The following is a 23,140-nucleotide window of genomic DNA, read 5'->3' on the forward strand; positions in this document are numbered from 1 at the left end:
AAATCGACCTGTCGTGCATTGATCGACGTCATCTATCGCAGCATCGGAACTAGCGATTAGACGGATTCCGACAACCGGCCTAGGCTTAGAGCTATCAATCTGCCGGTATACCAACCCATGCACGCCAAGCGCACGGTCGGCGCGGCGTCAGTTCCCGATGCTTCCGCGCTCGGCGCCAGCCAGTCCTACCAGTACTCGAACCTCGAGGGCAGCGCAGCAGCCGAAACCGCGCTGGCCGAAGAAGTCGCCCTGGCCATCGCCTACAACGGCATCAGCCAGGCGGTGATGCTGGTCAGCCCCAGCGACCTGGAAGACTTCATCGTCGGTTTCAGCCTGGGCAGCGGCATCATCGCTTCGCCCGACGAGATCTACGACTTCCGCTTGAGCGGCTGCGGCTCGTCGATGCAAGCCGAGGTCGAAATCGCCAGCCGCGCCTTCTGGGCGCTCAAGGAACATCGCCGGCAACTGACCGGCACCACCGGCTGCGGCCTGTGCGGGGTCGAAGCGGTGGAACAGGCCCTGCCGGAACTTCAGGTATTGCCCGCCACCGCCCTGCCGCCGGCCCATTGGCTCGACGGCCTGCGCCAGCGCATCAGCGACTTCCAGCCCCTGGGCCGGCACAGCGGCGCCGTGCATGCCGCCTTGTTCATGAACGACCAGGGCGAACTGCTGCTCAGCCGTGAAGACATCGGCCGGCACAACGCCCTGGACAAACTCATTGGTGCGCTGGTGCGCCAGGGCATTCCCCTGGCCGGTGGCGTGGCCGTGGTCACCAGCCGCTGCAGCCTGGAGCTGATCCAGAAAGCCCTGCGCGCCGGCCTGCAGACCCTGGTCAGCCTGTCCGCACCCACCGGCCTGGCCCTGCAATGGGCGCGCCGCCACAACCTCAACCTGATTCACCTGCCGCAGCACAGTGCGCCGCGGGTCTACAGCCCTGCGATGGAGAACCGATCGTGACTCATCATCAAGCCGACAAGACACCGACTCCCCGTTACAAACCGTACAAGGGCCCGGCCGGCGGATGGGGCGCACTGATCAGCGTGACCCAGGCTTGGCTGGGCAGCGACAACGCCCTGAAGAACCTGCGTGCAATGCTCAAGACCAACCAGAACGGCGGTTTCGACTGCCCCGGTTGCGCCTGGGGCGACTCGCCGGAAAGCGGCATGGTCAAGTTCTGCGAGAACGGCGCCAAGGCGGTCAACTGGGAAGCCACCAAGCGTCGCGTCGACCCGGCGTTCTTCGCGCGCTACAGCGTCAGCTGGCTGCTCGAACAGAGCGACTACTGGCTCGAGTACCAGGGCCGCCTGACCGAGCCGATGGTCTACGACCGCGAATCGGACCGCTACAAACCCATCGCCTGGGACGACGCCTTCGCGCTGATCGCCAAGCACCTCAACGCCCTGCCCGACCCGAACATGGCCGAGTTCTACACCTCGGGCCGGGCCAGCAACGAAGCGGCGTTCCTCTACCAGCTGTTCGTGCGTGCCTACGGCACCAACAACTTCCCCGACTGCTCGAACATGTGCCACGAAGCCAGTGGCGTGGCGCTGTCGCAAAGCGTGGGGGTGGGCAAGGGCACGGTGACCTTCGACGACTTCGAACACGCCGACGCCATCTTCGTCTGGGGCCAGAACCCCGGCACCAACCACCCGCGCATGCTCGACCCGCTGCGTGACGCAGTGAAGCGTGGCGCCCAGGTGGTGGTCATCAACCCGCTCAAGGAGCGCGGCCTGGAACGCTTCCAGCACCCGCAGCACCCGGTGGAGATGCTCACCAACAGCGACAAGCCGACCAACACCGCGTACTTCCGCCCGGCGCTGGGCGGCGACATGGCAGTGCTGCGCGGCATGGCCAAGTTCCTGCGCCAGTGGGAGCGTGACGCCCAGGCCAGCAACAGCGAGCCGGTGTTCGACCACGCCTTCCTCAACGAGCACACCGATGGCCTGCTGGACTACCTGGCGGCGGTGGACGACACCTCGTGGGAGACCATCATCGAGCAGTCCGGCCTGCCGATCGGCGAGATCGAGCGCGCCGCGCGCATGTACGCCAAGGGCAAGAACGTCATCATGTGCTGGGCCATGGGCATCACCCAGCACCGTCACTCGGTGGCGACCATCCAGGAAATCGCCAACCTCATGCTGCTGCGCGGCAACATCGGCAAACCGGGCGCAGGCCTGTGCCCGGTGCGTGGCCACAGCAACGTGCAGGGCGACCGCACCATGGGCATCAACGAGCGGCCGCCGAAGTTCCTCCTCGACACCCTGGAGCAGCGCTTCAAGTTCAAGGTGCCACGTGACAATGGCCACAACGTGGTCGAGGCGATCCACGCCATGGCCGAAGGTCGCTCCAAGGTGTTCATCGCCCTGGGCGGCAACTTCGCCCAGGCCACGCCGGACAGCCCGCGCACCGCTGCGGCACTGAAAAACTGCGACCTCACCGTGCAGGTCAGCACCAAGCTCAACCGCAGCCACCTGATGCACGGCAAAGAAGCGCTGATCCTGCCCTGCTACGGGCGTACCGACGTCGACCAGCAGGCCGGCGGCGCACAGGCAGTCACCGTGGAAGACTCGTTCAGCATGGTGCACGCCTCGTTCGGCCAGTTGCAGCCGCTGTCCAGGCAGATGCGTTCCGAGCCGGCCATCGTCGCCGGTATCGCCCACGCCACCTTGGGCAACAAGCCGGTGGACTGGCTGTGGCTGGTGGAAGACTACAGCCGTATCCGCAGCCTGATCGCCGACACCATTCCCGGCTTCAAGGACTTCAACCAGCGCCTGGAGCAGCCAGGCGGCTTCTACCTGGGCAACTCGGCCGGTTCGCGGCGCTGGAACACCGCTTCGGAGCGTGCCAACTTCAAGGCCAACCTGCTGCCTGGCAGCCTGATCGACGAGCGCATGCTGGCCTCGGGGCAGAAGCCTGACCTGATCCTGCAGTCGATGCGTTCCCACGACCAGTACAACACCACCATCTACGGCCTGGACGACCGCTACCGGGGCGTGAAGGGTCAGCGCGAGGTGGTGTTTGCCAACGAGGCGGACATCATGCGCCTGGGCTTCCAGCCGGGTCAGAAGGTCGACCTGGTCTCGCTGTGGGGCGACGGGCTGGAGCGTCGGGTCAAGGGCTTCACCCTGCTGGCCTTCGACATTCCGGCCGGTCAGGCGGCGGCCTACTACCCCGAGGTCAACCCGCTGGTGCCGCTGGAAAGCGTCGGCGCCGGCAGCCATACCCCGACCTCGAAGTTCATCGCCGTGCGCCTTGAACGCGCCAGCGAAACCGCACGCATCGCCTGACGCGCGCAACAGATCATTCAGGCAAAACAATAACGGCGCCCAAGGGCGCCGTTATGCTATTTAAAATTGAAAGTTCACTTGCCGAACGGGAAATATATATTTAAAAATATTTCCAACCACCCCGAAGGTGATTGATACTTCTGCATGAAAACGGCTGCAATGGCCGGCCCTACGGGCCTGAACGCTGCGAATCAAGTAGCATGAGACTCAGTAATCAACACTAAGTTCCCCAGCCAAAACAATAACTTGGCGATTGTTGAAACAATCGTGTTATTCGTCGGATTGGCGTTGCCTGAATAAAAAGTTAATTGCACGATCGCGCCGTCATCCCTATGAGATTCCCCACATGAAGTTCTCCTCGGTTCTTTTGTTGTCTCTTTCTCTCGTGACCGGTTCCGCCTTGGCGGGCAACCTGGAAGCGGGCGTTGGCGGAGCATTGGGCGGAGTGCTTGGCTCAGTCGTCGGCCAGCAAGTTGGCGGTAATACCGGTGCGGCCATTGGTGCCGGCCTGGGTGGTGCCGCCGGTGGCGCAGTCGGTGCCGACCGTCGTAACCGTACCGAAGCGGCGATTGGCGGTGGCCTGGGTGCCGCCGGCGGCAACGTGATCGGCCGCAGCGTGGGCGGCAACACCGGCAGCCTGATCGGTGCGGCGGCCGGCGGCGGGGCCGGTGGCGCACTGGGCAACTATATGGGTAACGAGAGTCGTGACGACGACCGTCGCTACCGTGGCGGCCGTGACCATCGCGAATACCGTCATGGCCATGGCCCGCGCAAGCACGGTCATTACAAGCATGACCGCCACTGGCGTCATCGCTGATCCCTACCGCTGCATGACCCTGCAGGACACGGGCCGCTCATCGAGCGGCCCGTTTGCATTCAGGACGGCTGTAAACCCTTCAGGGCGACGCGCAATGGGTCGGGAATGACGACCGGCTGGCCGGTCTGGCGGTCGACCAGCACCTGCACGATACGTCCTACCGCACAGGGCTCTGGCTCATCGACGCGAAACACCGCCAGCTCGAACTCCACCGTGCTGCCACTGAGCCGGGTAACCCTCAGGCCGACTTCGACGACTGCGGGATAGCTCAGCGAACTGAAGTAATCACAGGCCGAGCTGACCACCCACGCCACGCACGGCCCTTCGTGGAGATCGACCCCACCACGCTCGACCAGCCAGGCATTCACGGTGCTGTCGAAGAAACTGTAGTAGGCGGCGCTGTGGACATGCCCCCGCAGGTCGTTGTCCTGCCAGCGCAGGGTGACCGGTTGGACGTAGGGGTAGTCGCTGTATTGCGGTAGATCGGCAGGCATGGCGGCAGGCTCGCAGCGTCGGGAAAGTGGCCTACGTTACAGAAACAGCCCGGTACGCCGATACGCTGGCCATCACTCATCACGCTGCAGGCCAGCCTCGCGAAAGCCCATGGCCCTGCACCCCTGGAGTCGGAATGGAATCCCAGCGCCCATCCAAGACGGACGACGGCGTCATCCGCATCAATCGCCTGACACCGGGCCACGTGGATATCGTGCTGGGCAGCCACCCCGGCAAGGCCTTGCCACGCCCGATACGCCCGCCGCGTCCCTACGCCATGATCCTGCTGAGCGGCCTGCTGGCGGCGCTCAGCCTGTGCCTGGTGCTGTCGCAACTGCGCCGCCATGCCGCCGACATCGCCCCGCCACTCAGGGTTGAAGCGCCCAGCCAGACAGGTGAATCACCCGCAGAAGAAGCCGACGAGCCGCCCGAGCAGCAATGACTCGGCAAAGTCAAAAATGAGAATCAATTTCATATATAGCCAATGTCTTACACGCCGAATGGCGATTTGGCTATTTGAAATACCCTGACGACTCTCTACTATTGGATCCAATCCACTGACACGCAGGGAGCGCGTCAGGATCAGGGACGATCAACCATTTGCCTGGATGCTACCGACAGGGAGTTGGATGGTTTTGGATACCCAAACCCGCTTCGGCGGGTTTTTTCATGCCTGCAGAAAAATGCCCGTATGCCCGGGCGACGAGCGGTGTAAGCGAATAGCCAAAGGCTTACACGCGGTCGGGGGCAATGGCCATTTTCCGACTGCTAAAGCATGCCTATGATTGGATCCAACCACTGGCGAACAGGGAGTTCGCCAGGATCAGGGACGATCGACCATGCCAGGATGCTGCTGACAGGGAGTTGGAATGGTCTTGGCACAAACCCGCTTCGGCGGGTTTTTTATTGCCCGCGCTCCGGTGGTGCCGGCTCCTCTGCCGGCATCTCGCCCTGCCCGGCCTCCCGCTGCTGCAGGAAATGCCGGGCATTGGCCGCGTTGAGGTAGGTCACCACCAGCAGCATCAACTCCTGAGGCTTGAGGGCCTTGTTGTCACGGCAGAACTGCACCAGCGTCAGGTCCAGCATGCGTTTTTTTTCCAGCACCCGTACACAGGGCCTGAAGAACGAGCGAAAACGGGTCTGCGGCAGTGGCGCGTGATCTTCGATCAGGAACTGCAAACTGGGCGCCGGCTTCATCACCAAGTTGAAATCGGCGATATCACGGATCGGCACGGGCTTTTCCAGGTTGGCGAATACCAGGTGCTCGGGCGTCAGCAGCAAGGCCGTTTCATGGGCACGCCGCACCAGACGAATCGACAACGGCAACATCATCAAGCCCAGGCTGGCCAGTATGCCGCCCACCGCCCACAGGGTGCCCCGCACGTCGGCGGTGCGCTCCGGCGACATCCACGGCAGCACCAGCAACAGCATGCCCGCCGCTGCCACCATGATGAAGGTGAAGCCAGTGGCCACGCCCCGCACGCGACCGCCTTCATGCAGAGGCACATCGCCGCTGACCTGACCGACATCCTCCTGCAACTGGCGGATGATCTCCGCGTCCTGCTCCACGAAATGCCCCAGGCAGTCCTGGCCCAGGCGCATACAGAGTGCCTGCGGGTCGCTGAAGAAGGCTTCCAGCGCCTCACAGGCCTGCGCCGCGTCGATGGGCCGGGTGCCTCGGTTCACCGCCTCGGCGGCGTCGACCTGCAAGGCCGCCAGGCGTTCGCCGTTGGACGGGTGGGTGTCGGAAGGGTGCGGCAGCTGCACGGCCATCTCTTCAGCTGGCAGCACCAGGGGGCTCTGTGCCAGCTCACGGATCAGGCACACCGGCAGCGGGTCGCGGTGTCCGCCCTCATCGGGTTCTTCGATGGCCTGGCGAATGTGCTCGTTGATACGCTCCACCAGCAACGGCTCAAGCACCGAAATGCGCACCAGCGCCGAGGCCGCCGCCAGATTGCCGCCCAACCGCGCACCGGCGCTATCGGCCGCCAGCTCGCGCACGCGGTTCCAGTGATGCACCGAATGGTCGAAGCGCTCCATGAAATACACGCCCAGCATCAACGCGGGGCGCAGGATCGCGCGTTGCAGCGGGTCGCCCTGCAGCATGTGCCCGGCCAGCACTTCCAGGCTGCGCCCGATACCGTCGTAGATGGGCAGGAAGCGCAGGCTGTACTCGGTGTCTTCGCCGACGAAATGCCCCAGCTCATGACCGATCACCGCGCTGATCTCATCGCTGTCGAGCAGCCCCAGGTAAGTCACCGGCACGTGCAGGGTACGCCCGGACAGCAGGGCGTCTTCGGGCTGCAGCTGCACGTCGCTGGAAGTGACGTAGAAGCCTTCGGCGATGCCCAGCACGATATGCTGCGGCGGCAAGGCGCCAAGGCGTTCGGCCAGGGTCTCGACGAAGCGCCACAGTCCCGGTGCCTGCTCGCGGCTGACACTGCGCCCCAGCACCGTCAGCGGCACGGGCTCGAACAGGTGCAGCATCAGGTGCAGTTGCCGGGCCACGCGCCACAGCGAATACAAGCAACCGAGCGCCGCCAGACCAGCGATGAACAGCAGCTTGGACTCGCCGGAGGACATGCGCCCGGCATGCCACATGCCCAGCCCCTCGAAGGCGAAGATCGCCGCCATCACCGTGCCCATGGCCAGCACGTGGCCCACCAGCACGAAGGGCAGGCGCTTGCGCACCTGGCTGAAGCTTTCCAGCAAACGCTCGCGCGAGCGCTGCGCCCGGGCCGCTGCCTGGCGCAGGTCCAGCAGCCCGGCCAGGCCGATCAGCATGGCCAGCAGGCTGAGGCTGATCACTGTGACGGCCAGCCCATGGCGGACGCGGTCTACGGTATGCAGGGTGTCCATCTCGTCGGCCACCTTCTCGGCACGCTGCAGCGCCAGCGAAACCGGAATGCGTTCTTCACCCACCTCGACCATCTGCATACCGGGCTGTTTTTCCGCCTGCCGCAGGGTCGGCAGGATCTCGGTGATGAACACCTGCAAGTCGGCGTTTTCCTGCTGGGTGGCGACACTGCGCTGCAACTCCCAGGCACCGAACAGGGCCATGCCCAAGGGCAGCAGAATCAACAGGGCAACCAGCTTGAGCAACTTCATGGGACAGGCTTCCGGAAAATTGGCGAATCAGGGGTGACGCTGCGGTAAGCGGCTAGCGGCCGCGCTTGTTCTTGCGCAGCTCATTGCGCTGGCCACGCACCTGCACCATCGCCACGAGCATCGCCCGGTAGCGCTGGCTGTTGATCACCAGCAGGCTGCACAGCGGCAGCAGCAGGCCCAGCACGTAAATCGCCTGGGGCATGCGCCGCCCCCAATGGCCCAGCACCACCAACATGCACACCAGCAACGCGGTGACGATCAGCCACACCGCCCAGGGGCGGCCGCGAATCACCAGGAAGTTGGCGATACACAGGTACAGCGCCATTCCCAGGTTGGCCGCCATCAGGTACGCCGGGTAGTCCTGCAAGGCCGGCGGGTACAGCTCGAACAGCAGGATCAAGGTCAGCGTCAGGGCGAACAGCGCCAGCAGGAAGGCGCTGATGAACACCGGGAAGTGCCGGCGCAGTATCGTCAGGAAATCCAGGCCCTGGTTCACTCTTCGAGTTCCTCGTACAAGCCGATGGCGTAGGTCTGCACCATGTTGCTGCCCACCAGGCCCAAGCCCACGCTGAAGGCGTCCTTGATGTTGACCGCCAGGGCCGAGGAAATCTCGCGGGCCGGCATGCGCTTGGGCAGTTCACCGGTACGCTGCAGGGCCTTGCGCATGGCCGGGGTCAGGGCCGGGTTGCGGTTTTCCAGAATCTCGTTGGTCAGCCGACGGCGCTCCTGGCGGTTGAGTCCCTTGAGGCTCTGGAACCAACTGCGCCCGGTCATCGCCTTGCGCATGGTCATCACCTTGGCGATGGTCGCCCCGGTGGCCCCCACGCCGGCCAGCGAGACGATATCCAGGGCCTTGGAGACGTTCTGGTACCACTCTTCGCTGTCCAGCTCGTCATTGCGCTCCGGGTGGTTGATCTCGTTGACCACCCGCGCCATGCCGATACCGCACTGCGCAGTCCCCGCCGCCGTAGCGGCCAGGCCGACGCCGGCGATGAACAGGCTGGCACCGCCGGTGAAGGGCACGATGGCCGTGCCACCGATCACCGCGATCCAGCCCAGCACCGCACCGGCGCAAGACAGCGAAGTGTTGACGCTTTCGGCCAGCAACCGCGACTCGCGCGGGTTGGTCTTGACCTGTTGGGCGAACTGCTGCGGCGAGATGTTGCGCTGCGCCTCACGAATGATGATGCGCTTGGGCTTGATGCTGCAGATCGGCCGGAACTCGCGCAGCGTCACCACGTTGAAGTCGGCATCGATGTACACCACGCCAGCGCCGGAGACAGCCGGGTCGGCATCGATGGCCGCGAAAAGCTTGCGCGTGTCGACCCGGCTCTCGATGTTCAGCCGGGCGAGGTTCTGCGCAGGGGTGTTGCGTAATCCGATCAGGTAATCGGCCATGGGTCCTCCGTAAAGGGTGTCACGGTCGGCGTCGGTGCCTCGCTCCAGAAGAACCGGGGCAAGGCACCGACGCGCCGCGTGCTCAGCGGGTCAGCCCTTGGTCATCAGACGTTCGGGCAAGGCACCGGGGCCCAGTCACCCACGTCGGGGTTCTTGCACATGCTGTTGACCTGGGTCTGGCCGGCCGCAGCGACCTGCTTGCTTTCGTCCTGCTTGGTCTTCGCGGTCTGCAGCGACTTCTCGGTGCCCACGGCTTCCTTCGGCACGTCAGGCAGCTTGGCCTTGGCGGTCTTCTTCACCGGCGGTTTCTTGGTACCGGTCGAAGTGGTCACCACCGGCGAGTCGGCCTGTGCGACCACCGCCACGTCGTTGCGCTTCACGCCGACCTGCTGCAGGTCTTTCTCGTAGGCCTGGGTGTAGTTGTTCAGGTCTTCGCTGGCGCGGCCATTGACGGCGACGATCAGGTCGTTGGATTCCTTCAGGCCGGCGACGATTTCGGCCAGGCGCTTGCGGCCTTCGGTGTCGTTGATGGTGTTGGCCTTGCGCGCGCTGACCAGGCTGGCGAACTCGCGCTGGTAGCACGACTGCGAGGCCTTGGCGTAGGCGGTGCTGCGGTCGATGTCGGCCGAGCTCTTGTCGATGTCGCTGGCGTAGGAGGCGATGCGCTGCTTGTCATCGGCGATCTGCTTCTGGCGCTCGGTGTAGTAGCCCGCTGCACCACCGACCAGCGCGCCACCGGCGGCGCCGATGGCGGCGTTGCGGCCACGCTTGGAGGAGTCGCCGGTGAAGGCGCCGGCCAGGGCACCACCGACCGCACCGATCGCCGCACCGGTGACCACCGAGTGGGTCATGTCCGAGTCGGTCTGGCGCAGGTGTTGTACCGGCTCATAGCAGCTCGGGTAGTACTCGACCTTGGTGGTGGCGCCGACCTTGGAAACCGGCGAATTGGCGCAACCGGTCAGCAGGACAGCGCCGAAACCGGCGGTGGCCAGCAACAGGGTGCGGCTCTTGGCTAACGCTTCGAGGGGTTTACGAGACAAAAACATGGCTGCGTTCTCTTCTTGAGGGTTGAGTAGCCCGATACGGCCCCTGCCGCCGGGGTGTTGCTATACATGCCGGTCACGGCCCGTCACTGGGTACTGGCCGCGGCGAGCAATTGCTTGAGAATCTCCTGCGGGTCGGCGCGCTGGTTCTTGCGGTATTCGCCGATATGGCGCACGAACAAGGTGGCGCGGTTGACCAGGCTCTTGCCGATCACCGGCTTGCGATTGAGTTCTTCCCTGACCCGCTGGAACTGCGCCTGGATCACCGCATCGGTGTAGCGCGTGCCGGTGGCCAGGTTGTCGATGTAGATCGCCACCGCGCCGTCCAGGGCGCTGCGCCCGTTGGCGATGGCCGCGCCGAACATGCCGGCGCTGGCCTGGTCCTTGGCGGCCTCGGCCTGCTTCTGGCTTTTCTCCAGGTTGGTCAGGCGGATGTTGTAGTTGTTGATGGTCTCGGCCACCAAAGCGGCAGACTGGATCAGGTTGCCGGCCGCCTCTTCGCGCTGCATGGCGATCAGCGCCACGTTGCGCTTGAGTTCCTCGTTGACCAGTCCCAGCTCGGCCTGCAGGCGCGGGTCGGCAGTGGTGCCGATGAGACTGTCGAGGCGCTTGGTGGGGTCGCTGACCGCGTCGATGTCATCGGTCAGCGCGGCCAGGCGGCCGTCCTTCTCCCACTGCTCGAACAGTTCCTTGTAGCGCGAGCGCGGCGCCGACAAGGCGCCCAGCGCCACCCGGAAGCCGGTGGTCTCGTTGCGCTGCTCGGTGCCGTCGGCGGCGAACAGCGGGTATTCGCGGCGCATGCCGGTGAACAGCGTGCCCTCGCCTTCCAGGTAGTTGCCGCCCTTGGCCACGAAGCCGCCATAGGTGCCCTGGCGCCGCCCGGCATGGACCAGCTGGAACGACTCCTGGACCATCTCGGCGGCGTTGCCGATCACATCGAACATACCGATGGGGTTGGGCAGCTTGGTGCCGATGGGCATCAACCGTGCGGCCTGCCCGGTGCCACCGGCGACCTGGTTGAACACCGCCCAGTCGGCCAATGGGCCATCGCTCTCGGCACCTTCCACGCGGCGCGGGAACAACCGCCCCTCCAGCTCCTGGCGGCTGACCGCCTGGCCGCCACGGGCGGCGAACTCCCACTCCACTTCGGTGGGCAGGCGCACGAAACCGACGCCGCCGTCTTCACTGTCCTTGCTGCGCCCGCTGATCGGCAGCAGGTCGCGGTGGTACTTCATCAGCCAGGCGCTGTACACCGCCGCGAAGCGCTCGGCCTCGAAGCGCGACAGCTTGACCTTGGGCAGGCGCCCGGCCATGCCCTCCTGGGCTTCGCAGGCCGGTGCCGGCTCGCCGCTGGCCAGCGACTGCGCCTGGGACATCACCTGGTCGTACTGGCGCTGGGTGACTTCGTACTTGCCGATGAAATACATCATCGGCTTGAGCGGTGTGCTCTTGTCGGTCTTGGGCAACAGCGGGGCAATGGTCTTGCGCCAGGCCGGCGCCAGGTCGTCGACGGTGAACTGGCCGTTGATGAAGTCGCGTCGGTAGCCGGAGATGAACGACTGCTTGTAGCCCGGCTCACCCTCACTGAACGGGTAGCCCAGGCTGATCTCGCGGTCGTCGAGGCTGCCAGAGGCCAGGATGTACACATAGCGCATGACCATTTCGCCGCCGCACGGCAGCGGCAGGCTGACGTCATCGGGCAGCGGCTTGGGGTTGTCCAGCTTGTTCTCGACTTCCTCGGCCTGCACGCCGAGGGCAGCCAGGCACAACGCTGCGATGGCCAGCGCCCGGGGGGCCCTGCGCAACTCAAACATCTCTGATTCCTTCCGAAGCTTGGATTCGCGACACCCGCCAACCGCCCAGGGCCGCCGCGAAGGCACTGGCACCCAGCACGGCCAGCAGGGCCACGAGGTAATGACGAGGCAGCAGGTGGCTGGCGTACTCGCCGGCCACCTGCACGAACAGACGATTCAGGCCCAGCTCGGCCAGCGCATACAGCAGCGCGCCCAGGCCGGCGGCGAGCACGCCGCTGTACAGCGCCTGGAGCATCACGAACGCCAGCAGCGCGCCGGTGCCGAAGCCCAGCAGGCGCAGCACCGACAGCTCGCGGCGCTTGCGCTCGATGGCCGCCAGGGTGCCGGCGAAGATCGCTGCGCAGGCGCCGGCCATGGCCAGGGCGGCGATGACCCAGAACACGATGGTCAGGTTGCGGCTCAGCGACTGCACCTGAGCGATGGCCTGGGCCTGGGTCGCCACCAGCACGCCGCTGTCGGCGAAATGCTGGCGCAGCGGCTCGACATCGTCCAGGCCACGGGCGTACAGGCGAAACGCCGGGTAGACCCGCAGCGCCTGGTCGCCGCGCGCTTCGCCGGGCCAGCCCAGTGCCGGCACTTCGCGGCCATCACGGTAATCTTCGGCGGCCTCCAGCAGGGCCAGGCTGGAGAACAGCGCATCGCGCTGGAAAGCCTGCAACGGCAGCACCCCGGCCACCTGCGCCCGCAGGCGCCGGGCTTCGACACGCCCGGCGACCTGGCGGGTGAAGGCCACTTCCAGCCAATCGCCAGGGCGCGCCTGCAGTTTCTCGGCGGCGGTCTGGCTGAGCAGCAGGCGCTCCAGGCCCTCCGGTGCCGACAGCGCGCCCAGCAGCGGGTCGCCGGACGCCGTGGGGATCATCTCGACATTCAGGGGCTGCGCCTGACCGGGTCGGCTGAGGTCGGCGGTGGCGGCGATCTGCCGGGTGCGCGGCACGGCGAAGGCGACGTCGGCGCGGCTGCCCAGCGCATCGATGGCCGCCGCACTGAAGCGTCCGCCGCCCAGGGGAATGATCTCGCGCACCGCCGGGTCCTGCTCCAGGCGCTCGGTGAGGCTGCCGATCAGGCCGAACTTGAGGCCGAACAGCACCAGCAGCGGCGCGATCACTGCCACCAGCGCCAGCACGCTGCACGCCGACAGACGACTGTCGGCGCGGTAATCCTGCCAGGCCATGCCGGCCACCAGTGCCAGACTCATGCCGCCCACTCCCCGACCATCGCGGTCACCCCGCCGTCTTCATCCCGCCGGCATTCGATGCGCAGCACCTTCAGGCCCGACTGGCGAGCCAGTTGTTCGTCATGGGTCGCGATGACACAGCAGGCGCGCTGCTGCCGCGCCTGGCGCAGCAGCAACTGCATGACCCGCCCGGCGTTCAGCGGGTCCAGCGCTGCGGTCGGCTCGTCGGCCAGCAACAGTTGCGGGCCGTGGGCCAGGGCCCGTGCGCAGCTGACGCGCTGGCGCTGGCCGACCGACAACGCGGCGGGCTTCTTGCCCAACTGGTCGGCGATTTCCAGCTGTTCAGCGAGACGTTCCACAGTGCCATCACGGCTCAGACCCAACAGACGGCGCGACAGTTCGATGTTGCCGCGCACATCCAGGTAACCGAGCAGACCTCCGGTCTGCAGCACATAGCCCAGGTGCCGGCTGCGCAAGGCGGCGAGCTGGTCCTGGCGGTCGTCACGCCACAGCCGGCCGATGTCGAACTCACCCTGGCCCGTGGCGAAGTCGAAGCGCTGCGCGTGGTCCGGCGCCAGCACCAGGGCCAGCAGATCCAGCAGGGTGCTCTTGCCACAGCCACTGGGGCCAACCAGTGCACAGTGCTGGTCGCGCTGCAGCTCCAGGCGCGGAATCACCAGGCTGTAGCGCTGGCTGCCGCTGCCGCGCGTCTTGCGCACATCTCGCAGGCTGAGCATCACGGCAGGGTCGACAGCGGCACGCGGTACAACGCATCACCCGGCTCGGCATCGCCGAACCGGACCCAGTTGGCCAGGTCGTTGTGGAAGGTCTCGTACAAGCGGATCTTCGACTCCAGCTCGTCGATGAAGTCCTCCTGCTCGGCGACGCTCAGCGACAGCCACAGGTCCTGGGTCATGTTCAGCGACTTGCTGCGGTACGGCAGCCCCTCCAGGTATTCGCCGAGCACGCCGCCGGCGGCCAGGTTGCCGCCGTTGCGCAGGGCCTGCGGGTCGCGGCTCATGTAGGCACTGGCGCTGGCGATTTCCTGGAAGAAATCCTTGGGCGAGGTGCGCGTCTTGCGCGCCGCATCGACGATCAGCTTCAACGACTGCTGCAGGTCGTTGAGCTGCAGCTTGGTGAGCATCACGCACACCTGGAAAGCCGGCAGCGTCGGGTTGGTGAGGTCGCGGTCGGCGGCCCAGGCGCTGACCAGCTGCGGTGCCTGGCTGGCGCTCTTGCGGCCCAGGAAATCCATGTGCATGGCGTAACCCACCGCTGCCGACTTCTCGCTCAGGCTCGGCGCCTTGGCCAGCAGCGGCACCGGCTGCGGCTGGTTGCTGCGCACCTGGTGGACCAGATCGGCGAACACCGTGCCGATTTCGCCGATGCGCTCGCCGAACTGGCGCACGTCGCCGCCGGGCACCGGCACGTAGAGGTCGCCGATGCGCGGGTTGGCGTCGGCGGTCAGCACGCGGTACTGCTGCTCGGCGGAAGCATGGTTGTTCCTGCCGGCGTCGGTGCGCAGGTGCAGGGCGTAGATCTTGATCTGCTTGGCCAGCGCCGCCTGGCGCACTTCCGCCTCGTTCATGTGGGTGCCGCTGAGCGGGTCACTCTTGCGCAGCGCGCCGGCATCGCTGACCAGCAGGATCAGGCGCCCGCCGTAGTCGGACCAGTCCATGCCGTCCACTGCCTGCATGATGCCGGAGAAGGCGTCTTCGTTGAACGAGTGGCTGGACACCGAGGTGGCCTTGACCTGCCGCGCCAGCTCCAGGAAACGCTGCGGGTCGCGGCCCTGGTCGAGGGTCACCAGGGTCTTGGTCAGGTACTGCAGGCCGGGGGTCTTGCTGGTGTTGTTGCGAAAGCCCACCAGGCCGAAGCTGACGCTGTCCAGTTCGCCGCGCTGGGCGATCTTCTCCTGCAGCTGATGCACCACCTCGCGCACCTGGTCGATGTACGGCTGCATCGACACCGAGGTGTCCACCACCAGCACCACGGCGGTGCGGAAGGCATTGGCGCTGGCCACCGCGCGCGGCTGATCGCCGCCGGTCTTCTGCGGCAGGTTGCCCGGGTCGATGGAGGCGATGTTGAGCAGCTGCACCGGCTGCCCGTCTTCGTCGAAGCTCTCTTTCGAATCGAAGATCGGCAGCAGGTAGAACTGGTCTTGCGGCACGGCGCTGGCCGCCGGCTCCAGGGCCAGCACCTGGCTGTTGTCCTGGCCGTCGTTCTGCGCCTGCATCAGCAGTTTGCGCGCCGCCACCGGGTCGGCCGCCAGCTGTTCGAGCTTGCCGGGGTCGCGTAGGAACATCACCGGCGAACGGCCGGAGCGTTCGGTGAACTTCAGCACCAGGCTTTGCTTCCAGTCGGCGACCTGATCACCGGGCAGCCACCCTTCGCTGCGCCCATCGCTGCCGGGGCCGACGCGCAGCCACGACTGGCCCGCCACCTCCTGGCGCTCATACACGTACAACACCGAGAAGGCCGGCAGAGCAGCGCCCGGCGCGGCGCCGGGTTCACTGGCATAGCGCGCCCCCGGTTTGCTCAGCACGCGCTGATAAAGGGTCTTCTTGCCGGCCATCAGCAACGGCTTGCCGCTGTCACTGGCGGCCTGCTGCACGGCAGGCGTGCTCGGCGTTGCGTTGCGGGCGGGCGGCTGCGGATCGGCGGGGGTGGCGTGGCCGGGGTGCTGGCGGCCATTTCCGGCGTCGCGGGCTTGTCGTGGCCGAGCAGCAGGTAGGCGCCTGCGCCAATCCCCAGGGCAGCGGCAATCGCCAGCGCCAGCAGCCCCATGGCCGGTTTGCGCGGCGCCGCTGGCGGCGCTGGCGTCGGCTTGTCGAGGCTTGGCGCAGGCCGGGGCGGCGGCGTGGGCCCAGCGGCCGGTGGCGGCGCCTTGGGAATATCGATGGACACCGGCGTCAGGCCCGCCAGGTCATCGGCGGGCGGCGGCGCCGGTTCTGCCGCAGCGGCTTCGCCAACCGGCATGGGCAGCGGGCGGAACAGCGTACGGTCGCTATCGCCCTGCGCCAGTTCGTCGAGCGCCGCGACCAGGGCCTGGGCATTGCTGAAGCGTTCGGCAGGGTCCTTGGCCAGCAGGCGCGCCAGGATGTCCTGGTAGCGACCATGCTGTACCGGCAGTTCAGGCAGCGGCTCGGTAAGGTGGGCCAAGGCCGTGGACAGCGCATCCGGGCCACTGTACGGCAGGCGCCCGGCGAGAATTTCATAGAGCACCACGCCCAGCGCATACAGGTCGGCGCGGCCGTCGATGTCCTGGCCGCGCGCCTGTTCAGGGCTCATGTAGCTGGGCGTACCCACCGCGAAGCCGGCCTGGGTGAACTGGGTGCGGTCGTCCAGCGACTTGGCGATGCCGAAGTCCGACAGCACCGCCGTGCCGTCGGCGCGGAACAGGATGTTGGCCGGCTTGACGTCACGGTGCACCAGCCCCTGGGCATGGGCATAGCCCAGCGCCGTGGCGATCTGGCGGATGTACACCAGGCCCTGCTCGTCGGAGAGCCCGGTCGCGATGCGCTCTTTCAGCGTGCCGTTGGGCAGGAACTCCATGGCCATGTAGTACAGCGACCCGACATTGCCGATGTCGTGGATGGTCGCGATATGTGGGTGGGCCAGGCGCGCCAGGGTGCGCCCTTCGCGCAGGAAGCGCTCGCAGAAGCTGGGGTCGTCGGCCAGGCTGGCGGCCATGACCTTGAGCGCCACCTTGCGCTCCAGCGAGCGCTGGATCGCCAGGTACACGGTGGCCATCGCGCCTTCGCCGATCTCCCCTTCGATGTCGAATCCTGGAATCTGTAGGTCCATGTGGCGGGTCTCAACTGGCCTTGACGACGATGGCGGTGATGTTGTCCGGCGCGCCGCGGGTCAGCCCCAGGTGCACCAGGCTGCGGACCACTTCGTAGGGATCGGGGTGGCCGAGCACGTCACGGATCTCGTGATCCTCGGCAGTCTTGTTCAGGCCGTCGCTGCACAGCAGGTAGGTGTCGCCGGCCTGAATGCGCAGCGGCACCCGCGACAGCTCCAGGCGCTCTTCGACACCGATGGCGCGGGTGACGATGTTGCCGCGCGGGTGGACGCGGGCCTGGGCCTCGCTGAGCAGGCCGCTGTCGACCAGGTCCTGCACGTAGCTGTGGTCGTGCGACAGGCTTTCCAGCACGCCGTCGCGCAGGCGGTACAGGCGGCTGTCACCGGCCCACAGGCAGGCGCCCTCGGCGTCACGCACCGCCAGCAGCACCACGGTGCTGCCCATCATCTTCACGCCACGGCGCAGGGTTTCTTCGCGCACTTCGTGGTTGATGTCTTCCAGACGCTGGCGCAGGGCATCGATGTATACGCCCAGGGCCGAGAGCGGCGGCACGCCGCGCAGGGCATCGACGATCAGGCTGCTGACATAGTCGCCGGCCGCGTGGCCACCCATGCCGTCGGCGACCACCCACAGCCCGCGCTCGGCCAGGGCCAGGCAGGCGTCTTCGTTGAGCGAGCGGACCATGCCGGTATGGCTGTAGCTGGCCGATTGGAAGGTCATAGACATCAGGCCAAGCCCTCCAGCCCCAGCAGGGCACGGGCGAAGTCGCTGGCCGCCGGCAGGCCGGGGCAGCGCCACAGGCCAGGACGTACCTGTTCGTTGCCGCGTCCCCACCACAGGCTCGACCCGGCATAGCCGTTCTCTACCAGCGCGGCCAGGCGCGCCGGGGCGCTGCTGGCATCGAAACGCTGCAGGCTGGCGTCTACCTCGGTGGCCACACAAGGCTCGGTGGCCGGCATGGCAAGGGTTTGCAGGCCGGCTTCGAAGGCCTCGAAGCGGCTATCGGCTTCCAGGCTGTCGAGCATCAGCGCTTCGGCCTGCTCGAACCACAGGTCGTCGTGCAGCCAGGGGCTCAGCGAGCTGCCGCTGGGCAGGGCCACGGCGACGGTCAGCGGAAAATAGCGCCCTACCCGGTCGATGCTCGGCATCAGCACCCCGGCCACGGCGTGCGGGCCGCAGATACCGGGCGCCAGTACGAAGCGCCACAACGGGCTGACCAGGTAGGCCTGCAGCCAGGCCTCGCCGAGTTGCTGGCGGCTGGTGGTCATTCCGGCGGCCAGCCACTGGTCCCAGGGCTGGATGAAGGATTGTGGCAAGCCACGGCTGACGAAATCGCCACGGCTGGCCAGTTTTCCGTAGAAGCCGACCTCTGTCATAACCGCTCCGGCAGGTTGAAACCGCTCAGCACACGGCTCTTGAAAGGGTTGAAGGCGCTGTTGGCGCGCAGCTCGTAGGCGATGCTCGCGCCATCCACGCGCAGGCGCAGGTTGAAACGGTCCGGCGCGTTGCCGGGGGTCAGGTCCGATTGCTCCAGCAGGCGGAACCAGGCCCAGGGGCCGTCGAGGGTCACGCCGGAGCGGCCACTGGCCGAGGGCGGGCTGATCGACAGGCGCACCACGCCGATGCTGCCGGGGTTGGGCCATTGCATGGCCACCGGGCGGCTGGGGCCGTGGTCGTAGCTGATCTGCTGGCCGTCGAGGTCGAGCAGGAACTGGCTGATCGAGGCATCCATGGCCACCGGCTTGAGTTCGAAGCGCACCACCGGCTGGGTGCCACCGGCGCGGAAGAACGCATCGCGAATGGCGCTGGCGCGCTGGAAGGTCTGCAGCACACCGGCGTTGATGCCCAGCTTCTGCGCCGCGCCCGGCTGCCAGCGCCAGGGGTTGGTGGAGGTGTCCACGTAGGGCTGCAGGTAGCGGCGGAAGTAGTTGTCCATCACCCCGCCGACACCGAAGAACATGCCGAAGTCATCCAGGGTCGCATCCCGCGCGCTGCCGGAGGCCAGCGGGTAGCGGCCACTGAGCGACTGGCGCCAGACATTGACCACTTCGCTGGTCCAGGCCGCGTTGAGCTGGTTGCGCACGCCGCCCATCATGGTGTTGGTGGTGGAGTTGACCACCGACTTGACCAGCCCGCGCACCACCGCCGGCTGGCGCTCGGCGTTGAGGTTGACGCGGTTCGCGGCCGCGCTGGTCTGGTTCTTGGCCTCGCCGAGCAGCGCATCGCCGCTGGCGCCGACCATGGCGCTGACCTGCACGTACAGGGCGTTCATGTCGGCCAGCAGGCCGTCGATGGCGGCCGGCTGGTTGTCGCCATGCCCGACCAGGCGGCGGATCTCGGCGAAATGCGCACTCACCGGGTCTTCGCTGGCCGCCTGCGCGGGGGCATTGCTGGCCTGCTGCTCCTGGCCCAGCAGGCTGCCCAGGCGCTGCTTGAGCTGGTCTACGCCGCCTTCGACCTGCTTGCCCTGGGCGGCCAGCAGGCGCTCTTCGCTCTGCAGGTCGGTTTCCTTGGCCACCGCTTCGAGCAGCTTCTTAAGCGGCGAATCGGGACCGGAGATCACCCGCAGCACATCGGCGGCCTGGGCCACGCTGGTGATGGGCACGAAGTCGATGTCGGCCAGCAACGCATCCCACTCGCGCAGGAAGTCCTGGAAGTACAGGCGGCGCACTTCGCCGGCCAGGTTGGCGACGTCGAGTACGCCGTTATCGGCATTGCCCAGCACCCACTGCTCTTCGGCCAGGGTGCCGGCCTGGCTGAGGCTGGCGCGCAGGAAACCTTCGCGGTAACCCTTGACGGTGAACAGGCCGCTGAGTGGCTCGTTCAGCGGTTTGCCGCTCTTGCGGCTGAACACCAGCGCGGCGTCGCGGCCAGCCGCCTCGTTGAGGCGAAAGTCACTGACCCCGGCGGGCAGCTTCTGGCGCTTGACCCGGTCGTAGACGCGCTGCGCCACCGGCAGACGCTGCAGCTGGCGGCGCAGATCGTCGATCAGACCCTGGTCCAGGCGCGCCTTGGGTGGCTGGCGTTCGAACAGCGCCTGCAGATGCCCGGCCAGGGCCTGGCGCTGCTGCGTCGGCAGGTCGCGCGGCAGGCTGCGTTCCCAATCCAGGCTGATCCAGGCCTTGATGAAGTCGGCGTCGTAATGCTCCGGGTCGGCAAGCATCAGGTAGGCCTTCAGACCTTCGTAGAGGTAGTCGGAGGAACCACCGGAACGCAGCTGCTCTTCGATACGGCTGACCAGGCGCGGCGCGAACACCGCAATCAGCAGCTTGCGGTACACACTGGCCGACTCGGCTTCGAGCATGTCGCCCTGGTACAGGCCCAGACCTTCGGACCAGCCCGGCGGGTCGCCAGCCAGGTTACGCACCGCGTCGAGCAGCGGCAGCACGGCGAGCACGTCGCGCTGCGCCGGGCTGAGGCTCTGCACCTGCTGGCCCAGTGGGGCGACCTTGCCGTCGACCTGGGCAATGTACTGCTGGTTGGCGCGGTAGCTGACCCACCACAGCGAGGCCACGCTGACCACCACCAGCACGGTGGCCGCCAGCACGCCACGGGCGATCCACTTGCGGCGCCGCTCGACCTTGGGGTCGGCGCTCATCAGGCCCTGCTCGGCAAAGGCCACGGCAGTGAACAGCTTCTCGATGAAGTAGCTGCGCCCGGTGCCGTTCTGCCGCGCCAGGTGCTGACGGTCCAGGCCCATGCTCTGCGCCATCACGCCGATCAGGCGATCCACCGGGCTGCCTTCCTGGGTGCCGCTGGTGAAGTACACGCCACGCAGCAGCGGGCGGGTTTCATAGGGGTTGGGCTTGAACACGCCTTCCAGCAGCTCCTGAAGGGCCTGGCGCAGCGCGCCGAACTGCTGCGGGAAGCCGTAGATCAGGTCGCGCCGGGCCGGGTCGCGCTCCTGTTGCAGGCGTTCGACCAGGCGCTCGTTGAGACGCTGTTCCAGTGCCGCGAACTCGGCGGTGAAGTCCTGCAACGGGCCGGCGGCGCTCTTGCCGTCGTCCAGGGCGAAGGTAGTGCCCCACACCTGGGCGCGTTCTTCCTTGCTCAGGGCATCGAAGAACTCCATGAAGCCCGGCAGCAGGTCGAGTTTGGTGAGCATCAGGTAGATCGGGAAGCGCACGCCCAGCTGGTCGTGCAGTTCCTGGATACGGCTGCGGATCGCCACCGCGTGGGCGGCGCGCTCGGCTTCGCTGCATTGCAGCAGGTCGGCCAGACTGATGGCGATGAAGGCGCCATCGATGGGCCGACGCGGCCGCTGGGTCTTGAGCAGGTCGAGAAAGCCCAGCCAGGCGGCCTTGTCGACCTGTGCATGGCTGTCCTGGGTGGTGTAGCGCCCGGCGGTGTCGAGCAACACGGCGCGGTCGGTGAACCACCAGTCGCAGTTGCGCGTACCGCCCACGCCCCGAATGGCGCCGCTGCCCATCTGCGCCGCGAGCGGGAAGTCCAGCCCGGAGTTGATCAGCGCGGTGGTCTTGCCCGAACCGGGCGGGCCGATGATCACATACCACGGCAGTTCGTACAGGTTGCGCCGCTGGTCACCGCCCAGGCGCGCCTTCTTCAGCAGCGCCAGGGCCTCGTCCATGCGCTGGCGCAGGGTGGCCAGCTCTTCGGCAGTGGCCACGCTGGCCGGGTCGGGTGCGGTTTCGGCGGCCAGGCCTTCGATGACCCGCGCAGCCGCGCGACGGGTCTGGATGATGCGGTACACCCGCCAGCCGATCCAGGCCGCCCAGAGCAGGACGATCAGCGCCCAGCGGCGACCTTCGGGCACCAGCGCATCGAGCAGCGGGCCGACGAACCAGACGATCAGGCTCAGGGCCAGCAGGCCCAGTACCGGCACCACCCAGCGAATGACAAACCCCAGAAACGCCTTCACTCGACGCCCTCCGCCAATACAGTGATCTCAACCCGGCGATTCTTCGCCCGTCCTTCGGCAGTGGCATTGGACGCCACCGGCTCGGTGTCGCTGCGGCCTTCGGCAGTGAAACGCTGCGGCTGGCCGGTACGCGCAGCCAGAATCTGCAGCACCTGCTCGGCACGGGCCTGGGACAGTGCCCAGTTGGACGGGAAGCGCAGGGTGGCAATGGGGCGGTTGTCGCTGTGCCCGGTGATGCGCACCTGGCCCTTGACCTTGCTCACCGCCTCGGCGATGCGCAGCATCAGTGGCTGGTAGGCGTCGACGATGCTGGCGCTGCCCGAGGCGAACAGCTCATCGCCACGAATGGTCACCACCGAGCGGTCCACGGCGTCTTCCACCGCGACCTTGCCGGCGCGGATTTCGTCAGCCAGGAAACCGGCCAGGCGCGGCCGCTCGACCACCTTGGGCTGCACCACCGGGCGGTCGATGGCCTGCACCGGAATGTCGCCCAGGGCATGAATGCGCTTGAACACCGGTTCGGCGTCGCTGGCCAGCATGGCACGCAGCACGAACAGCAGCAGCAACAGCAACGCCGCGCCAATCGCCACGCCCACCCACGGCGGCATGAACTGCGAGAGCCGGTCACGGGCCAGTACCAGGCCGCGCCAGCGCGGCGAAAGCGCCTGCTCGCGCTCGCCCCGGGCACTGCGAATGGCGGCGGCGGTACGCTCGCGCAACGCCTCCAGCTGGCTGCGACCATTGTTCATGACCCGGTAGCGGCCTTCGAAGCCCAGGCTCATGCACAGGTACAGCAGCTCCAGCAGGTACAGCCGCTCGCGCGGTGTCTGCAGGCAGTGTTCGAGCAACTGGAAGGCCTTTTCGCCACCCCAGGCTTCGTTGTGCACGGTAATCAGCAGGCTCTGCTTGCCCCACTCGCTGGCACTGCCCCACGGGGTGCTCATCACCGCCTCGTCCAGTGCGGTACACAGCACGTAGCGCGCCAGCAGGACGTCGTTGCGCGCCACGCCGGCAGCATCGGCGCGCTCTTCGAACTGCCGCAACTGGGCGAGCAATTGGGCGCGCAGACTGGCCGGCGCCGGGTGGGCGATGGTGTTGCGCAGGCGGGTCAGCAGCGCCAGCAAGGGCCCGGCGGCAGCTTCCAGGGGGTTGAGGCCTTCGCCCTGCCCCGGCGTCAGCACCGGCCCACGCACTTCGGCAGCCGGCTGCGGCTGGGCGGCAGCGGGGGCCGCCGGGCGCCCGCCCGGGCGTGGCATGAACTGCGTACGGTCGTTGGCGGGGTTGCCGCCGGATGGATCGTCAGTGGGGTGCATCGCGGTC

General features: G+C 66.9%; 16 protein-coding genes and 1 pseudogene. 4 read left to right on the forward strand and 13 right to left on the reverse strand.

Annotation, left to right across the window (positions count from 1 at the left end; all coding sequences use genetic code 11):
* Positions 1-117 precede the first annotated feature (117 nt).
* From fdhD to RRX38_RS15280, 3 genes are all read left to right on the forward strand, one after another.
* Complete coding sequence (gene fdhD, locus RRX38_RS15270) at positions 118-957, forward strand: formate dehydrogenase accessory sulfurtransferase FdhD (protein WP_295472348.1); 840 nt, start codon at positions 118-120, stop codon at positions 955-957.
* Complete coding sequence (locus RRX38_RS15275) at positions 951-3,287, forward strand: FdhF/YdeP family oxidoreductase (RefSeq protein WP_295472443.1); 2,337 nt, start codon at positions 951-953, stop codon at positions 3,285-3,287. The genes fdhD and RRX38_RS15275 overlap by 7 nt, the downstream gene beginning before the upstream one ends.
* Before the next feature lie 346 nt (positions 3,288-3,633).
* Positions 3,634-4,104 (forward strand): glycine zipper domain-containing protein, encoded by a 471-nt coding sequence (locus tag RRX38_RS15280; RefSeq protein ID WP_295472346.1) that lies wholly within the window; start codon positions 3,634-3,636, stop codon positions 4,102-4,104.
* Positions 4,105-4,163: 59 nt separating this feature from the next.
* Here RRX38_RS15280 and RRX38_RS15285 read toward each other — a convergent pair whose 3' ends face one another.
* Positions 4,164-4,598, reverse strand: coding sequence for an acyl-CoA thioesterase (locus RRX38_RS15285; protein ID WP_295472344.1), 435 nt, complete (start codon positions 4,596-4,598; stop codon positions 4,164-4,166).
* Positions 4,599-4,732: 134 nt separating this feature from the next.
* Here RRX38_RS15285 and RRX38_RS15290 point away from each other — a divergent pair, with 134 nt between their 5' ends.
* The gene (locus tag RRX38_RS15290) at positions 4,733-5,038 is read left to right on the forward strand and encodes a hypothetical protein (RefSeq protein WP_315959798.1); all 306 of its coding nucleotides are present in this window, start codon (positions 4,733-4,735) and stop codon (positions 5,036-5,038) included.
* 461 nt (positions 5,039-5,499) lie between these two features.
* Here RRX38_RS15290 and RRX38_RS15295 read toward each other — a convergent pair whose 3' ends face one another.
* From RRX38_RS15295 to RRX38_RS15350, 12 genes and pseudogenes are all read right to left on the reverse strand, one after another.
* Positions 5,500-7,704 carry a M48 family metallopeptidase gene (locus RRX38_RS15295; RefSeq protein ID WP_315959799.1) on the reverse strand — a complete coding sequence of 735 codons (2,205 nt, stop codon included), beginning with the start codon at positions 7,702-7,704 and terminating at the stop codon, positions 5,500-5,502.
* A gap of 52 nt (positions 7,705-7,756) precedes the next feature.
* Positions 7,757-8,200 carry a hypothetical protein gene (locus RRX38_RS15300; protein WP_295472339.1) on the reverse strand — a complete coding sequence of 148 codons (444 nt, stop codon included), beginning with the start codon at positions 8,198-8,200 and terminating at the stop codon, positions 7,757-7,759.
* Positions 8,197-9,102, reverse strand: coding sequence for an NAD synthetase (locus RRX38_RS15305; protein WP_315959800.1), 906 nt, complete (start codon positions 9,100-9,102; stop codon positions 8,197-8,199). The genes RRX38_RS15300 and RRX38_RS15305 overlap by 4 nt, the downstream gene beginning before the upstream one ends.
* 104 nt (positions 9,103-9,206) lie before the next feature.
* Positions 9,207-10,148 (reverse strand): type VI secretion system-associated lipoprotein TagQ, encoded by a 942-nt coding sequence (gene tagQ, locus RRX38_RS15310; RefSeq protein ID WP_295472337.1) that lies wholly within the window; start codon positions 10,146-10,148, stop codon positions 9,207-9,209.
* Positions 10,149-10,231: 83 nt separating this feature from the next.
* Positions 10,232-11,959, reverse strand: coding sequence for a formylglycine-generating enzyme family protein (locus tag RRX38_RS15315; protein ID WP_295472335.1), 1,728 nt, complete (start codon positions 11,957-11,959; stop codon positions 10,232-10,234).
* The gene (locus tag RRX38_RS15320) at positions 11,952-13,154 is read right to left on the reverse strand and encodes an ABC transporter permease (RefSeq protein WP_315959801.1); all 1,203 of its coding nucleotides are present in this window, start codon (positions 13,152-13,154) and stop codon (positions 11,952-11,954) included. Before RRX38_RS15320 ends, RRX38_RS15315 begins: the two co-directional genes overlap by 8 nt.
* On the reverse strand, positions 13,151-13,870 hold the full coding sequence (locus RRX38_RS15325; RefSeq protein ID WP_295472331.1) for an ABC transporter ATP-binding protein: 720 nt from the start codon (positions 13,868-13,870) through the stop codon (positions 13,151-13,153). The genes RRX38_RS15320 and RRX38_RS15325 overlap by 4 nt, the downstream gene beginning before the upstream one ends.
* Positions 13,870-16,940: pseudogene (locus tag RRX38_RS15330) on the reverse strand (serine/threonine-protein kinase). The gene RRX38_RS15325 and the pseudogene RRX38_RS15330 overlap by 1 nt, the downstream one beginning before the upstream one ends.
* 10 nt (positions 16,941-16,950) lie before the next feature.
* Entirely contained in the window at positions 16,951-17,667 is a 717-nt protein-coding gene (locus RRX38_RS15335) for a PP2C family protein-serine/threonine phosphatase (RefSeq protein WP_315959802.1), read from the reverse strand.
* On the reverse strand, positions 17,667-18,317 hold the full coding sequence (tagF, locus tag RRX38_RS15340) for a type VI secretion system-associated protein TagF (protein WP_315959803.1): 651 nt from the start codon (positions 18,315-18,317) through the stop codon (positions 17,667-17,669). The genes RRX38_RS15335 and tagF overlap by 1 nt, the downstream gene beginning before the upstream one ends.
* Positions 18,314-21,820 (reverse strand): type VI secretion system membrane subunit TssM, encoded by a 3,507-nt coding sequence (tssM, locus tag RRX38_RS15345; protein ID WP_315959804.1) that lies wholly within the window; start codon positions 21,818-21,820, stop codon positions 18,314-18,316. The genes tagF and tssM overlap by 4 nt, the downstream gene beginning before the upstream one ends.
* Complete coding sequence (locus tag RRX38_RS15350; protein ID WP_295472323.1) at positions 21,817-23,133, reverse strand: DotU family type VI secretion system protein; 1,317 nt, start codon at positions 23,131-23,133, stop codon at positions 21,817-21,819. Before RRX38_RS15350 ends, tssM begins: the two co-directional genes overlap by 4 nt.
* Positions 23,134-23,140 lie beyond the last annotated feature (7 nt).

It is taken from the genome of Pseudomonas sp. DTU_2021_1001937_2_SI_NGA_ILE_001, from assembly GCF_032463525.1.
Lineage (GTDB): Bacteria > Pseudomonadota > Gammaproteobacteria > Pseudomonadales > Pseudomonadaceae > Aquipseudomonas.

Coding starts and splice junctions, on each gene's coding strand:
- fdhD (WP_295472348.1), top strand. CDS start 118: ATGCACGCCAAGCGCACGGTCGGCGCGGCGTCAGTTCCCGATGCTTCC.
- RRX38_RS15280 (WP_295472346.1), top strand. CDS start 3,634: ATGAAGTTCTCCTCGGTTCTTTTGTTGTCTCTTTCTCTCGTGACCGGT.
- RRX38_RS15285 (WP_295472344.1), bottom strand. CDS start 4,598: ATGCCTGCCGATCTACCGCAATACAGCGACTACCCCTACGTCCAACCG.
- RRX38_RS15290 (WP_315959798.1), top strand. CDS start 4,733: ATGGAATCCCAGCGCCCATCCAAGACGGACGACGGCGTCATCCGCATC.
- RRX38_RS15295 (WP_315959799.1), bottom strand. CDS start 7,704: ATGAAGTTGCTCAAGCTGGTTGCCCTGTTGATTCTGCTGCCCTTGGGC.
- RRX38_RS15305 (WP_315959800.1), bottom strand. CDS start 9,102: ATGGCCGATTACCTGATCGGATTACGCAACACCCCTGCGCAGAACCTC.
- tagQ (WP_295472337.1), bottom strand. CDS start 10,148: ATGTTTTTGTCTCGTAAACCCCTCGAAGCGTTAGCCAAGAGCCGCACC.
- RRX38_RS15315 (WP_295472335.1), bottom strand. CDS start 11,959: ATGTTTGAGTTGCGCAGGGCCCCCCGGGCGCTGGCCATCGCAGCGTTG.
- RRX38_RS15320 (WP_315959801.1), bottom strand. CDS start 13,154: ATGAGTCTGGCACTGGTGGCCGGCATGGCCTGGCAGGATTACCGCGCC.
- RRX38_RS15325 (WP_295472331.1), bottom strand. CDS start 13,870: ATGCTCAGCCTGCGAGATGTGCGCAAGACGCGCGGCAGCGGCAGCCAG.
- RRX38_RS15335 (WP_315959802.1), bottom strand. CDS start 17,667: ATGTCTATGACCTTCCAATCGGCCAGCTACAGCCATACCGGCATGGTC.
- tagF (WP_315959803.1), bottom strand. CDS start 18,317: ATGACAGAGGTCGGCTTCTACGGAAAACTGGCCAGCCGTGGCGATTTC.
- RRX38_RS15350 (WP_295472323.1), bottom strand. CDS start 23,133: ATGCACCCCACTGACGATCCATCCGGCGGCAACCCCGCCAACGACCGT.